This window comes from Rhizomicrobium sp., assembly GCA_037200385.1.
Taxonomy (GTDB): Bacteria; Pseudomonadota; Alphaproteobacteria; order Micropepsales; family Micropepsaceae; genus Rhizomicrobium.
The window spans coordinates 3,701,336-3,715,708 of the sequence record JBBCGL010000001.1 but is presented as its reverse complement, the minus strand read 5'-3'; the positions used below and the strand labels follow the sequence as shown (position 1 = coordinate 3,715,708).

Below are 14,373 nucleotides of genomic sequence, written 5' to 3'. Positions count from 1 at the left end.
CGGGACCGCCACGACCAAGTGAACCGATCTGGTCGCGGAGAGGAACGCATCTTGAGCCGCGTCGACCCCGCGCCTAGCCTCCGACGGTGGATACGCTTTCGACCCATTGCATAATCGCCGGCGGCGGCCCGGCCGGCATGATGTGCGGATTGCTGCTCGCGCGGGCCGGCGTCGATGTCTGGGTGTTGGAGAAGCACAAGGACTTCCTGCGCGATTTCCGCGGCGACACGGTGCATCCCTCGACCTTGCAGATCCTCGACGAGCTCGGCCTGCTCGAGCGCTTCCTCAAGAAGCCGCATGACGAGGTGCGCGAGATCCGCGCCGAGATCGGCAAGGAGAGCTTCAAGGTCGCCGACATGTCGCGGCTGCCGACGCGGGCGAAATTCGTCGCGCTGATGCCGCAATGGGATTTCCTCGACTTCCTCGCGGAGGAAGCCCGCCGCTATCCGGCCTTCCATCTCGCGATGGAGGCGGAGATCACCGAATTGCTGGTCCGCCGCAAGCGCATCGTGGGCGTGAAGGTGAAGACGCCGGAAGGGACCGGCGACATGCTGGCGCGGCTGGTGATCGGCGCCGACGGACGCCGCTCGCGCGTGCGCGAGCGGGCGCGGCTGACAGTGAAGGATTTCGGCGCGCCGTTCGACGTGCTGTGGCTGCGCCTGCCGACCGAGCCGTCCGACCCGCACGAGCCGGTCGCCCGCTTCATCGGCGGAAGCCTGTTCGTGATGCTCCATCGCGGCGACTATTGGCAATGCGCGCTGGCGATCCCCAAGGGCGGCTTCGCGGCGTTGAAGGCCGAAGGCCTGTCCGCCTTCCTCGCGCGGCTGCGGACGGCGGCCGGCTTCGCGCGCGACCGCGTCGAAACGATCAAGAGCTTCGACGACGTCAAGCTGCTCACCGTCACCATCGACCGGCTGACGCGCTGGGCCCGGCCCGGGCTTCTGTGCATCGGCGACGCGGCACATGCGATGAGCCCGGTCGGCGGCGTCGGGATCAATCTCGCGATCCAGGACGCGGTGGCGGCGGCGAACATCCTCAGCCCCGTCCTCGCACGGCGGCGCCCTTCGCTGGCCCGGCTGCGCCGGGTGCAGCGGCGGCGCGAATGGCCGACGCGGGTCGTGCAGCGCTTCCAGGTAATCGTGCAGAATGCGGTGCTGGCGCCGACCATCCGCTCGCAGCAGACGCCGAGGCCACCCCTGCCGCTCTACCTGCTCGACCGCTGGGCGTGGCTGCGGCAATGGCCGGCGCGCTTCATCGGCATGGGCGTGCGCCCCGAGCATGTGCGCTCGAAAGCCATCACGCCAACCGATAGCGCGCCCAGCTGATTCCGAAATCGTCGACGCCGAGATCGTCGAGCCCCGTCATGCGCTCCCAGCCCGTCGCCTCATAGAAGGCGATGGCGCGGCGGTTGGGCACGTCGAGCTTGAGCGTCAGCGGCGCGCCCGCGATCCGGCGGACATGCGCGACCAGGGCGCGCCCGACGCCGAGTCCTTGCGCATCGGGATCGACGTAGAGGCAATGCACGAAGTTCTCGGGCTTGAACAAGGACAGGACGCCGACCGGCGCCTCGCCGAGAAAGGCGAGCCAGACCTCCTCGTCGAGCGCGAACATGCGGAAATCCGCGGCGCGGAAATGGTCGGGCCCGCGCCAGGTGAAGGCGGCCCGGCCGCTGCGGACATAGAGCGCGGCGGCTTCGTCGATCTCCGCGGCGTCGCGCGCCAGGCGGATGGTGAGGCTGAGGGTCGAGCAGACGGGCCGGGACATCGCCGGATATTACATCTGCATCGCCCAGCCTTCGACGGCCATGGCGGCCTGGCGGACGGCTTCGCTCAGCGTGGGATGCGGATGGCTGGTGCGGGCGATATCCTCGGAGGAGGCGCCGAACTCGATCGCCAGCGCCGCTTCCGAGATCATGTTGCCGGCCTCGGCCCCCAGGATGTGCACCCCCAGCACCCGGTCGGTCTTCGCGTCGGCGATCACCTTGGCGAAGCCCTCGGTCGCCGCGATGGTCTTGGCGCGGGCATTGGCGGTGAAGGGGAATTTTCCGATCTTGTAGGCGATGCCGGCGGCCTTCAGCTCTTCTTCGGTCTTGCCGACGCTGGCGACTTCCGGCGCGGTGTAGACCACGGCGGGGATCGCGTCGTAATTCACATGGCCGGCCTTGCCCGCGATGCGCTCGGCGCAGGCCACGGCTTCGTCTTCCGCCTTGTGCGCCAGCATCGGGCCTTCGCGGCAGTCGCCGATCGCCCAGATGCCGGGGACGTTGGTCGCATAATGCGCGTCGGTGACGACGCGGCCGCGCGGGTCGAGCGTCACGCCGGCGGCGTCGAGGCCCAGCTTGTCGACGAAGGGCCGCCGCCCGATGGAGACCAGCATGATGTCGGTCTCGAGCGTCGTCTTCTCGCCGCCCGCCGCCGGCTCGACGGTGACGCGGAGCGCGTCGCCCGTCTTCTCGACACCGACGACCTTGGTCGAGAGCTGGAACTTGATGCCCTGTTTCTGCAGGATGCGCTGGAACTGCTTGCCTACTTCGCCGTCGAGGCCGGGCGTGATGCGGTCGAGGAATTCGACCACCGTTACGTCGCTGCCCAGGCGCCGCCACACCGATCCGAGCTCGAGCCCGATATAGCCGCCGCCGACCACGAGCAGGCGCTTGGGGACAGCCGTCAGCGCGAGCGCGCCGGTCGAGGAGACGATCCGCTGCTCGTCGATTGTGACGCCCGGCAGCATCGCGACCTCGGAGCCGGTCGCGATGACGATATGCCGAGCCTCGAGGTCGCGGACGGAACCGTCCTTGGCCTTCACTTCGACTTTTCCGGGCGCGACGATACGGGCCTCGCCGACGATGGCTTCGGACTTCGCCTTCTTGAGGAGGAATTCGACGCCGCGGGTCAATTCGCCGACGACTTTGTCCTTGTGGGCCATCATCGCCGGAAGATCGAGCGACACCGTCGCCTGGATGCCGAGCTTGGCGAAGCCATGGCCGGCCTCGTCGAAACGCTCGCTGGCATGCAGCAGCGCCTTGGACGGAATGCAGCCGATGTTGAGGCAAGTGCCGCCGAAGCTGCCGCGCTTGTCGATGCAGGCGGTCTTGAGGCCGAGCTGGCCGAGCCGGATCGCCGCGTTGTAGCCGCCAGGGCCGCCGCCGATGACGACAGCATCGAAAGTGTCCGCCATAAATCGCTTTCCTAGAATTTTGGAACCGCGTTATGCGCCCTGCGCCTGCGCGAGACAATCGGGACCGGACGACGCGGCTGGCATGCAAAAAGACCGGCCCTTTCGGGCCGGTCCCTTCGCGGATCTGCGGCGCGCGGCGCTAGTGACGGCCCGCCTGCTGCCCGGTCCGATCCTGATTTTGCTTGCGCCCGCCGGCCTGATCCGGATCTTGCCGGCCGGCCGCCTGTTTGCGGTCGCCGCCCTGATCCTGCTGCTGCGGCTGCTGCCGCATGTCGTTTTTCTGACCCGTCTGGCGGGTGTTGTCCTGGTTGGTCATTGTTCTTCTTCTCCAACGTTCGAGGTTTCCCGGCGCGCTGTCTGCGCGTCGTGGAGAAAACGGCGTCTTCGCGGCGGCGTTGCCTTTGTTCCGGCAGGAACTGCAAGAAACCTAGGCAGTTGCCTCGCCCAGCGGATCGCGGAACGTCACCTCCACGGTCGTGCCTTTGCCCGGCTCGGAGCAAAGGGACGAGGAGCCCCCGATCTGGGCGCCGAAGGTGCGGATCAGGCGCGTTCCGATGCCCGTGCGCTGCGCCTGCGTGTCGAAACCCGTGCCGTTGTCGGAGATGGTGAGGCGCAACCTGCCGCCTTCGATCTCGGCAAGCGTGATCTTCACCACCCCGCTCTGGCCCGGCGCGAAGGCGTATTTGAAGATGTTGGTCAGCGCCTCGACCGCGAACAGCGCAAGCGGCACGGCGACGTCGCCGGCGACGTCGCGCGGCACCAGATCCTCCTCGATCCGGATCGGCATCGCCTCGCTGCGCATGCCTTCGGTGATCTGGAACGCCAGTTCGTGCAGGAGCCGCTTGAGGTCGATGGTCGTCTGATCCTCGATCTCGTGCAGGATGCGATGCACCAGCGCCAGCGCGTTGATCCGCACCTGGGCCTGCATCAGCGCGTCGCGCGCGACCGGGTCCTTGAGCTGGCCGGCCTGCAGGCTGAGCAGGCTCATCACGATCTGCAAATTGTTCTTCACGCGATGGTGGATTTCGCGGATCAGGAGGGACTTCTGGGTCAGCGCATCGCGCAGTTTGCGGTCGCGATCCTGGATCGCCTCGGCCATGTCGGACATCCCGCCACCCAAGGCGCGAAACTCGCGCGGCGCATCCTCGAGCTGCGGCCGGATCGTGTAATGGCCGCTGCGATAGGCGGCCGAAATGCGGCGCAGATAGGCGATCCATTGCGTGACCTGACGCTCGGTGGCGAACCAGATGCCCGCCCAGGCCAGGCCGATCATCAGGATCGGCATCAGGAAATCGGTGCCGACATGCAGGTAGGTCGGGCCGAACAGGCGGCTTTCGCGCATCGCGAAGGCGACCCGGATCGTGCTGCCGCGCAGCGGCGACGAGGCATAGGTCCAGTTGTTGCCTTCGGCGTCGGAGGCCGAGCGTATGCCCGGCCCGTCGCTGTCGCGCCCGGCGCCGGCCGAGAGCGCGCGCGCCACGGCCGGCTCGCTGGAGGCGAGCACATTGCCGTCGTGATCGTAGACGAAGATGACGGCGCCTTTCGGCAGGTCGTGGCCGCGCACCATGAGGTCGAGCCAGTGGAGCTGCAGGACGACCGACACAACGCCCTCGAACCTGCCCGTCTTCTTGTGATGCAGGGGCAACATGCCCACGATGACCGGCTGATTGAGGACCGCGCTCCGGATCTGGTCGCTCACCACGAAACCCTTCGCCGTGCGCGCCCGCCGGAAGACCGGACGATTGAACGCGTTGGCCCCCTTGGCGCGCGGCAAGGCGGAGCACACATTCGTACCGCTCGCATCGAGCCGCGAGATATTGGCGAAATAGCTGACGCCGATCAGGGCGTCGTTGAGAACGGCGTCGCAGTTGCGGGTGACGTCGCGGACATCGCCGATATTGGACAGGGCGCGTGCGATCTGCTCGGCGGAGGACAGCAGATTCTCCTCGTCGCTGGCGGCGGCATGCGCCGACTGGACCAGCCGGTCATGGACCTCGCCGACGTCGATGCGCGCGCGCTCGACGCCTTGAAGGATGCTGACCACGGCGATGGGGAGAAGCGCGATGGTGACGGCGACGAGCAGGGTGACGCGAAGGGGCCAGCCCCGCTCAGTCGTCGGATCCCTTGCGTCGTCTGCGGACGGCGTCGGAATCCGGCGGCGCGAGGCGATCCAATTGCGCCATGATGTCACGAGCAGCCTCTCCTTCGGGCGGACGGTCGGATTGCGGCAATGCCTCGTCCCCGTCGAGAATGGCGATCAGCGCCTTTCGCGCCCGCGCGACCCTGCTCTTCACCGTGCCCACAGCACAATTACAAATTTCCGCGGCGTCCTCATAGGAGAAGCCCCCGGCGCCCACGAGAATCAAAGCCTCGCGTTGCTCGTCGGTCAGCGCGCGCAACGCACGTGCCGTATCGGAAAGCTCGGCCGACCAACCCTGGTCCTGGCCGCCACCCGGAATCTTCTCGGCAGCATCCTGGTCCCAAGGCGCCTGGCGCCAGGCGCGCCGGCGGTCGGAATAGAACTGGTTGCGCAGGATGGTGAACAGCCAAGCCTTGAGGTTCGTGCCCGGCACGAAGGAGTCGCGCGACTGCCAGGCCTTGACCAGCGCTTCCTGCGCCAGATCGTCGGCGCCTTCATGGCTGCCGCAAAGTGATCGGGCGAAAGCGCGAAGGAACGGGACCAGGCCGAGCAATTCGGTCTTGAAGTCGTCGGTGTCCGCATTGGACGGATTGTGGGGCGCCGGAGCGGCGTGGGGGGCGGTCATGACGACTTCTTCCCCTCTTCGTTGCTGTCCATCTTGCGCAGCAATTCGAGGAAGTCATCGGGCACCGGTTCTTGCGCCACGCCGTCATAAATGCGGCGAAGCTCCCGGCCGATAACCCTCTGCCGCGCCCGGATGGCGCGCGCTTTCTCGCGATTGGGGTTCTGCTCTTTAGACAAATTCCAATTCCGTTGTTGCGGCGCGCCTGACAAAGCCATTCTCCAATAAGGGGCGAAAATTAAACAAAGTCAGCCCCTTAGTTCGGTTCATCCGCCCACCTGTTCCCTTCAAGGGTGCCAACGCCCGCGCCCTTTGTTGGTTCCGCTCCTTATGGAACTTTTCCCGGACAGGAGCATTCCTTGGGTGTATCGATCACCGTGACAGCCCCGTCGAAGGAGCTTCTTTTTCATGAGCATGTCCCAGACGCTTGCGCCGCATCTGCCCTATCTGCGCCGGTATGCGCGCGCCTTGTGCGGATCCCAGGCCAGCGGCGACACCTATGTCCGCGCCGCCCTCTCGGCCCTCCTGGCCGGCGACCAGACGCTGGTCGAGGGCGTGGCGCCCCGCGTCGGCCTTTACCGCGTCTTCCACGCCATCTGGCAATCGGCTTCGGGTCGCATCGAAGATTCGGCGCCGCGGCCCACCGAGTCCAAGACGTCGCCCGAAGGGCGGCTGAGCGCGCTGGATTCGAACAAGCGCGCCGCCCTGCTTCTGACGGCGGTGGAGGCGTTCAGCCTCGAAGAGGCCGCCTTCATCCTCGACGAGACGGCCGAGGAGGTCGAACGCGCCATCGTCGACGCGCAGCAGACGATCGACCGCCAGCTCGCTTCGCGTGTGCTGATCATCGAGGACGAGCCGATCATCGCGCTCGACCTGGAGAATCTCGTCACCGAGCTCGGGCACAAGGTGGTGGCAACGGCTGCGACCCGCGACGAAGCGGTCGCCAAGGCGCATTCGGAGCGTCCCGGCCTGGTCCTGGCGGATATCAATCTCGGCGAAGGCGGTTCGGGCATCGACGCCGTGGCCGAAATCCTCAACAGCTTCGACATCCCGGTGATCTTCATCACGGCCTATCCGGAGAAGCTGCTGACCGGCGAGCGGCCGGAGCCGACCTATCTGATCGCCAAGCCGTTCCTGCCCGAGACGGTCCAAGCGACAGTGGGTCAGGCGCTGTTCTTCCATTCGGCGGCCAAAAAAGCCGCATAAGCCAAAGTTTCCTCGGACGAGGCTTTGAGGCATTGTGTGGGGGTTCTCTCGCGAGAGCGCCCCACGTTCTTGAGATTTATGGAGGAAGACATGGCCGCGAACAGCAAGGCCGCCGCTGCGGGCGATATCGATACGAGACTGTCGGCGCTGCGCACCGATCTGGAGACGTTGCAGAAGGACCTCAGGGCCCTCGCAGGGGATGTCGGCGGCGTCGCCACGGCCCAGGCCAAGGATGCCATGAAGAAAGCCGAAGCCGTTGCCGAACGGGCCTATGCGCTGGCCGAAGAGGCTGCCGCCGATGCCAGCAAGCGCGCCTTCGAGGCCGCCGAAGACATCGAAGAATGGACGGCGGAGAACGCCGAGACCCTGCGCACCACGGTGCGCGAGCAACCGCTGACGTCGCTTGCCGTCGCCGCCGGCGTCGGCGCGTTCCTGGCCCTGCTGCTGCGTCGCTGACGTGGGGGGCATTGGGGTGAAAATCGCCGCCTCGGCGGTGCTGGGGCTGATCGGGCTGCTGCTTCTGGTCTTCGGCGTGGGCTTCCTGGCCTATGCGTTGGCGGCGGCGCTCGCCCCATCCCTGGGCGTCGCAGGCGCCGCCGCCGTGACCGGTGGCGTGCTGGTCGCGCCCCCCGTCCTTTGGGCGATCATCGTGCTTCTGCTGCGCTCCGCGCCCAAGCCGAAGCCGGCAGCCGCGCCGATGGGCGGGCTGTGGACCGTGCTCTTCGCGGCGATCGCGAAGGAGACGCCGTGGATCGCCATCGCCGGTGCGGCCCTCGTTGCTGCGGCCGAGATATTCCTCAGCAGCCGCAAGCGCAGCTGACCGGAACCGGCGGAACGCGCTGACGTTTCTTTCCCAGCGGAAAGGAACCCCAACATGCTCGGATACGCCCTGATGTTTCTCCTGCTGGCCCTGGTGGCCGGCTATCTCGGATTCTTCGGATTGGCCGGACTCGCGGCCGTCATCGCGAAGGTCCTGCTGATCGTCTTCGTGGTGCTGCTGATCGTCAGTGCCTTCTCCGGCGCGCTGCGCGGCCGGCCGCCGGTCTGAACACCGCCGGATTGGCCTTGAAACGCGGCGGCCTTGGAGCCGCCGCGTTTTTGTTTGGATAGATCTAGAAAAACAATGGCTTAGGCATCGAGCCCGTCCGACCAAAAGTTTTTCCAAAAAAAACGGCGCGACATGCAACCCAATTTGGGAGGGCACGTTATCTGATCCGAGCGGACGTCCGATCCGGAACGCCCCAGCCCCTTCGACAGCCCGCATCGGGTGTCCGCTCGTCTTTCCCCAAACCCGGAAATTTACGGCTCGCGTCCCAGTGGCACGCCGCGCCATCCCTCGACCCGATAAACGATGTAGTGCGCGATCGGCACGCCGTGACGGAGCCGGTCGAAGGACGCAGCCGGGCGCACCTGCGTGAAGCTCGCGGCAAGCGCCGTGTGCCGGTCGAGGCGCCGCTCCACCACATACAACAAGGGCCGGTTCAACAATCCTGCACCGGGCACCGGTGAGTCGGGATAGCGATAATCCTCGCCCACCGGAATCACCGGTGCGGGGAGATAAAAGGCGAGCCAGGCGGTCGAAGCATAATCCGTGGTGAGAATCGCCGCCGCGCCATTCGCGCGCTGCGCCGCTTCGACCTGGCCGGCCACCCCGTCGAACCCGACCGCGAGAAGCCGCGCCAGGGGATCGCCACGCCCCAGCGGAACGACACCGAACAACGCCTGCGCATAGACGGCCAGCAGCAGCACCGCCGCGACGGGCGTCGCCAGCCGGCGCGACACGCGCCAGACCGGCGCCGTCCAGCCGGACCAGTCGGGCTGGAGAAAGGCCTCGGTGGCGGCCACGGCCAGCATGGGAAAGAGAAAGGACGGCCAATTGCCCTGGATGCGATCGTGCAGGGAATGGACGAGGAAATAGAGCGCCGACGGGAAGACGAGCGCGGCCAGCAGGAAGGTGGCGCTGTCGCGGTCGCGGGCGCGAAACGCCAGCGCGAGCGCCGCCAGCGCGAAGATGAAGGGCGAGGCCAGCAGGATCTGGGCGCCGAGGAATTCGAACAGGAAGCGCAGGGTGAAGCCGCCGCCCGCGATCCGGCCGAACTGGAAGACGAAGGTCGCCCAGCCATGCTGCGCGTTCCACAGAAGATTCGGCAGGAAGATCGCGAGCGCGAGGGCGCCGCCGGCCCAGGGCCACGGGGTGAACAGCCAGCGCCGCGCTTTGGGCGACAGGAGGAGCCACACCGCCATGCCGGCGCCGAGGAAGAAGGCGGTGTATTTGGACAGCAGGCCGAGGCCCGCAGCGGCCCCCACGGCCAGCCACCACCCGCCCTTGCCCGTCTCATCGAGCTTCGCGAGCGCGTACAGCACGGCGGCCGCAGCCGCGACCGCGGGCGCGTCCGGCGTGGCGGCCAGGGTCTCGACCGAGACCATCAAGGTGAGATTGAAGAACAGCGCGGCGCGGGCGCCGGCATCCGCGCCGCGCAACAGGCCTTGCGCGGCCCGCCAGACGAAGACGGTGGCGAGCACCGACAGGAGGATGCCGCCGAAGCGCACGCCGAAAGGCGTGGCGCCGAACAGCAGCGTGCCGGCGCGGATCGCATAGGCGACGACCGGCGGATGGTCGTAATAGCCGGCGGCAAGGTGGCGCGACCACAGCCAGTAATAGGCCTCGTCCGCCGAGAGCGGCAGGACCGCGGCGGCGACGGCGCGCAGAATCGTCAGCAGCGCGATCGCCGCGAGGAAGCGCTGCGCCGTCCGCGTCATCGCGTGCGCCAGACGAACAGGCTGGACATCGCGTAATTCCACAGCGCCCCCATCACCGCGCCCGCGGCGCCCGCGACCCACCACACCGGATCCTCGGAATAGAGCCAGGACGCGAGGCCGACATTGGTCAGCGCGCCGACGCTGCCGATGAGGCAGAAGGCGATGAAGCCCAGCAGGATCGAGATGCCCTTGAGGCGGCGATCGCGATAGGTGAGCTCGTTGTTCAGGAAGAAATTGCTGGTCAGCGCGACCAGGGTGGCGATGGCCTGCGCGACGGCGAAAGGCTGCGCCCCGGCGACCAGCGCGATCTTGAGCACGCCGAGATGGACCACCAGGCCGATGGCGCCGACCAGCGCGAAGAAGATGAAGCGCGGATCGACCAGGTCGCCGGTCAGCTTGGCGAGGATCAGGCCGAGAAACTCGACCCCGATCTGGACGTTGAACTTGCTCTCGCCCTGCTCGCGCTTGCCGAAGACGAAAGACTGTTCCGCGACGCGCAGCGACGGGCCCGCCGTCGCGACGATGTCGAGCAAGATCTTGAACCCGACCGGCGACAGCCGTTCGGCGATCGCGTCGAACCGGTCGCGCCGAAGCATGAAAAAGCCGCTCATCGGATCGCTGAGCGGCACGTCCAGCACCCTGCGCGTCAGGGTGGTGGCGAGGCGGCTGATGCGCCCGCGCGACTTGTCGAAGGACTCGGCGCTGCCGCCAGCGATGTAGCGGCTGGCGGCGACGAGGTCGGCCGTGCCCTCGCGCAGCTTGTCCAGCATGGCGGCGAGCGCCCGCTCGTCATGCTGGAGATCGGCGTCCATCACCGCCACGAAAGGCGCGCTGGAGGACAGGATGCCTTCGATGCAGGCGCCCGCGAGGCCGCGGCGTCCGACCCGGCGCAGGCAGCGCACCCGTGGGTCGCGCGCCGCAATGGCCTTGGCGGTCTCCGCCGTGCCGTCGGGCGAATTGTCGTCGACGAAGATCGCTTCCCAGGCGATTCCAGCCAAAGCGGCGTCGAGCCGGCGCACCAGCTCGGCGACATTGCCCCGCTCCTTGTAGGTGGGGAGGACGACGGACAGTTCGAGGGGACAGGCGGGGGCGGGCAACGCGGCACTCCTTGACGGCCGCCTTGGTGGCAACAGCACCGGGCGGCGTCAAGAGAGCAATCGAAACCCGCGCCTCACATGATGTGAATGACGTACAGGACGATGCCGGCGAGCACCGCCAAACCCAGACTGAACATCAGGACTTTGCGGACATGGCCGGAGGTTTCTCCCTGACGGGCTTCTTCCGTCGGAACCACGATTTTTGGCGGCGTTTCATCGGTTGCCGGATAGGCCATTTTACGCTCCTTATTGGCCGGCGGGGCGATGCCGGCGCTCGATTTCTTCGCGGGCGCTGCCGACGAGCTGCAGGCGCTGCGATTCGCCCTCGCCGTCCTGCTCGCGGATTTCCCGCTCCCAGGCGCTGAGGATTTCCAGTCGCTCGTCATCGTTGAAGCGGCGGTCACGCACGACATCGAGCGGGGCACGGTGGAAACGCAGCGGGGTCTGTACGATGTCTTCGATCAGTTTCTTTTTGGTCATGGCCGCGTCCCGCGCGCTAGAACCGTCCCAAAAGGACGAGAACCAGGATGATGATGAGGACGAGGCCAAGTCCGCCGGAGGGGTAGTAGCCCCAACTCCGGCTATAGGGCCAAGCCGGCCAAGCACCGAACAGAAGCAGCAGCAGTACGATGATGAGAATAGTGCCGAGCATCGAAAATGTCCTCGAAGGATCGCTGGTAGGAACACTTCGGACGGGCGCGGGTTCCGCATCGCCGTCGGCCGCAAGTTCCGGTGCCCCTTAAGGATCGGAACAATCGGAACGGCCCCATGGGCAAGACGTTCTTTAGGTCTCACGAACCGTCCTTCCGAAGGAGATCCCATGAAGATCCATACTCTCGCATTCGGCGGCGCCGTGGCGTTGGCAAGCATGCTCGGCACCACATCCGCGTTCGCGTTCACGCATCATCCGGCCACCCCGGAGGAGATCCAGCAGACCGACGCGCTCAATGCGCAGGCGCTGGCGAACGCGCATGGCACGTCGACCAACACGACATTGAGCGGCTCGGCTACCGCACCCGCGGGTTCGGCCAACACCGACACCAATGCGAATGGCGATGCGACGACCAACGGCACGACAGCCAATGGCGCAGCGAACGGCAGCGTTCCGACGCCGGACACCACCGCTCCGGCGCAGCCGGCGCCCAGCACGACGCCTTAGCCGGCATCCAATATCTGCTTGAAAGGGCCGGCGGTCACGACCGCCGGCCTTTTTCATTGTCCGGGCCGATAGTCGCGCGCGATATGGCCCTTCAAGGCATCTTCCGTGAACCACACCGGCTTCATCTGCATCTTCACGAACAGCGGCGTCTGGTCGGCATAGTGCGGCGAGTTCACATCGAGGGTCGCCGAGCCGTATTGGTGGATGCTTTGCGATGAAAGCTTTCCCTGCCTGTCCCAGGTGACGAACATGATGAAGGTGTCGCCGTCGACCGCGGTCAAGGTGCCGTCATCCTGCTGGGTGCCGTAGACCGCGCGATAGACGTCCGGTCCGCCATCGACCGGCAGGTCGAGCTTGCCGCGCCGGAAGCGGTTGACTTGGCCCCATTCGGGATCGAGCCGCCCGAAATGCGCCTTGAGAATCCCGATCGCTTCCTTGAGCGCGACCAGCGGCTTCTCCTTCCAGGGACCGTTCTCGCGCTCCGGCGCCGCCCGCACGCCCATCAGGACCGCGAGCGCGGCGCCGCGGCTGTGGATGTCGGTGCGGCGATCCCAGCTCCGCAAGATCCGCTGCGCCTGCTTGAGATCCGCGTCATCGCCCGGATCCGCCGCCAGGACCTCCGCGATCATCCGCGTCACCGGCGAATGGGCGCTGTAGCTCAGGTCGAACTTGTAGCGGCGAAACTCCTCGGGCGTGATCGAGGGATCGGCCCCGAAGGTCTCGAGCGCCCGCATCGCGCGGTTGGTCATGTTGGTCTGGATACCGAGCGTCGGTGAGAAATCCGAAGGCTTGAGATCGTCCTGCGGCGCCGTCGCCTGGAACGGCGTGTTGTTCGAATTGAACACGAAATCCGATTTGGGATTCCAGATCTGCGGGATCTTCTCGAACGGCAGATAGGCGTGCCAGATGAGATCGGAGCGGTCGCCGGGAAGGAAGCCGCGCCAGTTGACGCCTTCCTTCCGGACCGGAAACTCCGCGTTGTAGACATAGCCGATCGTGCCGTGCTCGTCGGCATAGACGTAGTTGATGCTGGGCAACGCCTGCAGCCGCATCGCGGCCTTCCACTCCGCCAGGTCGCGTGCCTTGTTCAGGCGGTAGTATTGCAGCACCTGCCGGATCTCGTTCATGCCCGCGAAGCGGACCGCAAAGACGCCATGGTCCGTCTTGAAGACCGGCCCCTGCGCCGACCACAGCACGTCGCGATGGAAGGTCCAGTAGAGTGGGCCCAGCAGCTTCACGCGGATCGCCGCGTCGCTCTTCTCGAAGTCGCGCCACTTGCCGTCGAGCCGATACTGGTTCTCGTTCGCCGGGTTGATGACGAGCTTGTAGATGTCGGCCAGATCGGGATCATTGACCGTATTGGCCCAGCCCAGATGCGCGTTGTGGCCGTGCAGCATGAAGGGGGAGCCGGGGAACAGGCCGCCGGCGACATGCCAGCCCTCGCCGGATTCGAGCACGACCTCGTACCACGACACGGGACCGTCATAAGGCTGATGCGAATTGACCAGCAGGCGCGTCGCGCCGTCGGCGGAGCGGCGTGGCCCGACCGCAAGGCCGTTCGACCCGATCTCCGGCAAGGGCTTGCCGCCGGTCTCGGCGTTGAGGCGGCGGAGCGTATTGTCGAGCCCGTAGAACAACGGCGTCTTGAACACGAAGCCCGCGACGACATCGCGTCCGGTCAGCGGCAGCAGCGCGCCCTTGACCTTCTCCGGATGCAGTGCGGCATAGTAGTTGACGCCATCGGCATAGGCTTCGACCACACGGCGCACATCGGGCGGCAGGTCCGTCTCGTAGCGCGCATTGACGTTCTCCCAGACGCGGAAGAGATGCACCAGGTAGTCGGTCGTCGCCCCTTTGAGGCCATTGACGGCCGCGAGCATGCCGCGGCTGGCGAGGCTGACGTCCTGGATGGTCGCGAAATCGTCCTCCGAATGCGCGAAGCCGAGGCCGAAGGCGACGTCGGCGTCCGTCTTGCCCAGGACATGCGGCACGCCCCAGGAATCGCGGCGGATATGCACGTCGTATCTGGCGGCCCGAGCGATGAAGATGGCCGGGTCGGGCGGCGCGGGCTGGGCAAGACGGTCCGCGACGATGATCGCCGTCAGCGCCACAATGACGAGCACCACAAGCGTCAGCGCGCCATATTTGACGAACCGCATATCTCCTCCCGGACCCTTTTATGGCGCCGGACGCTAGAGCGCGCATGGCAGCC

Annotated in this window: 18 protein-coding genes; 6 read left to right on the top strand and 12 right to left on the bottom strand. The window is 66.6% G+C overall.

The genetic code is table 11. The features are described from left to right. Positions 1–86 precede the first annotated feature (86 nt). Positions 87–1,325 carry an FAD-dependent oxidoreductase gene (locus WDM91_17790; protein ID MEI9996454.1) on the top strand — a complete coding sequence of 413 codons (1,239 nt, stop codon included), beginning with the start codon at positions 87–89 and terminating at the stop codon, positions 1,323–1,325. Here the strand turns inward: WDM91_17790 and WDM91_17785 are convergent. The 6 genes from WDM91_17785 to WDM91_17760 form a co-directional block, all read right to left on the bottom strand. Beyond that, positions 1,297–1,764 (bottom strand): GNAT family N-acetyltransferase, encoded by a 468-nt coding sequence (locus tag WDM91_17785; GenBank protein ID MEI9996453.1) that lies wholly within the window; start codon positions 1,762–1,764, stop codon positions 1,297–1,299. The genes WDM91_17790 and WDM91_17785 overlap by 29 nt on opposite strands. Positions 1,765–1,773: 9 nt before the next feature. Continuing rightward, positions 1,774–3,177 carry a dihydrolipoyl dehydrogenase gene (gene lpdA, locus WDM91_17780; GenBank protein MEI9996452.1) on the bottom strand — a complete coding sequence of 468 codons (1,404 nt, stop codon included), beginning with the start codon at positions 3,175–3,177 and terminating at the stop codon, positions 1,774–1,776. Positions 3,178–3,316: 139 nt separating this feature from the next. Then, on the bottom strand, positions 3,317–3,493 hold the full coding sequence (locus WDM91_17775; GenBank protein ID MEI9996451.1) for a hypothetical protein: 177 nt from the start codon (positions 3,491–3,493) through the stop codon (positions 3,317–3,319). 111 nt (positions 3,494–3,604) lie between these two features. Then, positions 3,605–5,368 (bottom strand): sensor histidine kinase, encoded by a 1,764-nt coding sequence (locus WDM91_17770; GenBank protein ID MEI9996450.1) that lies wholly within the window; start codon positions 5,366–5,368, stop codon positions 3,605–3,607. Beyond that, a complete protein-coding gene (locus WDM91_17765; GenBank protein MEI9996449.1) occupies positions 5,286–5,942 on the bottom strand; it encodes a sigma-70 family RNA polymerase sigma factor in 657 nt (218 codons plus the stop codon). Before WDM91_17765 ends, WDM91_17770 begins: the two co-directional genes overlap by 83 nt. Then, positions 5,939–6,118, bottom strand: a complete 180-nt coding sequence (locus WDM91_17760) for a NepR family anti-sigma factor (GenBank protein ID MEI9996448.1) — start codon at positions 6,116–6,118, stop codon at positions 5,939–5,941. The genes WDM91_17765 and WDM91_17760 overlap by 4 nt, the downstream gene beginning before the upstream one ends. Before the next feature lie 229 nt (positions 6,119–6,347). Here WDM91_17760 and WDM91_17755 point away from each other — a divergent pair, with 229 nt between their 5' ends. The 4 genes from WDM91_17755 to WDM91_17740 all read left to right on the top strand — a co-directional run bounded on the left by WDM91_17755 (position 6,348) and on the right by WDM91_17740 (position 8,193). Continuing rightward, positions 6,348–7,145, top strand: a complete 798-nt coding sequence (locus WDM91_17755; protein MEI9996447.1) for a response regulator — start codon at positions 6,348–6,350, stop codon at positions 7,143–7,145. A 90-nt stretch (positions 7,146–7,235) separates the two neighbouring features. Beyond that, positions 7,236–7,601 carry a hypothetical protein gene (locus tag WDM91_17750; protein ID MEI9996446.1) on the top strand — a complete coding sequence of 122 codons (366 nt, stop codon included), beginning with the start codon at positions 7,236–7,238 and terminating at the stop codon, positions 7,599–7,601. Between the two features lie 16 nt (positions 7,602–7,617). Next, positions 7,618–7,965 (top strand): hypothetical protein, encoded by a 348-nt coding sequence (locus tag WDM91_17745; protein ID MEI9996445.1) that lies wholly within the window; start codon positions 7,618–7,620, stop codon positions 7,963–7,965. A gap of 54 nt (positions 7,966–8,019) precedes the next feature. After that, positions 8,020–8,193 carry a DUF1328 family protein gene (locus WDM91_17740; protein MEI9996444.1) on the top strand — a complete coding sequence of 58 codons (174 nt, stop codon included), beginning with the start codon at positions 8,020–8,022 and terminating at the stop codon, positions 8,191–8,193. Between the two features lie 251 nt (positions 8,194–8,444). Here the strand turns inward: WDM91_17740 and WDM91_17735 are convergent, their stop codons facing one another. From WDM91_17735 to WDM91_17715, 5 genes are all read right to left on the bottom strand, one after another. Further along, positions 8,445–9,905 carry a glycosyltransferase family 39 protein gene (locus WDM91_17735; GenBank protein MEI9996443.1) on the bottom strand — a complete coding sequence of 487 codons (1,461 nt, stop codon included), beginning with the start codon at positions 9,903–9,905 and terminating at the stop codon, positions 8,445–8,447. After that, a complete protein-coding gene (locus WDM91_17730; GenBank protein MEI9996442.1) occupies positions 9,902–11,002 on the bottom strand; it encodes a glycosyltransferase family 2 protein in 1,101 nt (366 codons plus the stop codon). Before WDM91_17730 ends, WDM91_17735 begins: the two co-directional genes overlap by 4 nt. Before the next feature lie 74 nt (positions 11,003–11,076). After that, complete coding sequence (locus WDM91_17725; protein MEI9996441.1) at positions 11,077–11,238, bottom strand: hypothetical protein; 162 nt, start codon at positions 11,236–11,238, stop codon at positions 11,077–11,079. 10 nt (positions 11,239–11,248) lie between these two features. After that, a complete protein-coding gene (locus tag WDM91_17720; GenBank protein ID MEI9996440.1) occupies positions 11,249–11,482 on the bottom strand; it encodes a hypothetical protein in 234 nt (77 codons plus the stop codon). A gap of 16 nt (positions 11,483–11,498) precedes the next feature. Next, complete coding sequence (locus tag WDM91_17715; protein ID MEI9996439.1) at positions 11,499–11,654, bottom strand: DUF3309 family protein; 156 nt, start codon at positions 11,652–11,654, stop codon at positions 11,499–11,501. A 168-nt stretch (positions 11,655–11,822) separates the two neighbouring features. Here WDM91_17715 and WDM91_17710 point away from each other — a divergent pair, with 168 nt between their 5' ends. Next, positions 11,823–12,161 carry a hypothetical protein gene (locus tag WDM91_17710; GenBank protein ID MEI9996438.1) on the top strand — a complete coding sequence of 113 codons (339 nt, stop codon included), beginning with the start codon at positions 11,823–11,825 and terminating at the stop codon, positions 12,159–12,161. 53 nt (positions 12,162–12,214) lie between these two features. Here WDM91_17710 and WDM91_17705 read toward each other — a convergent pair whose 3' ends face one another. Beyond that, positions 12,215–14,320: an acylase gene (locus WDM91_17705; GenBank protein ID MEI9996437.1), complete on the bottom strand. Its 2,106-nt coding sequence runs from the start codon at positions 14,318–14,320 to the stop codon at positions 12,215–12,217. Positions 14,321–14,373 lie beyond the last annotated feature (53 nt).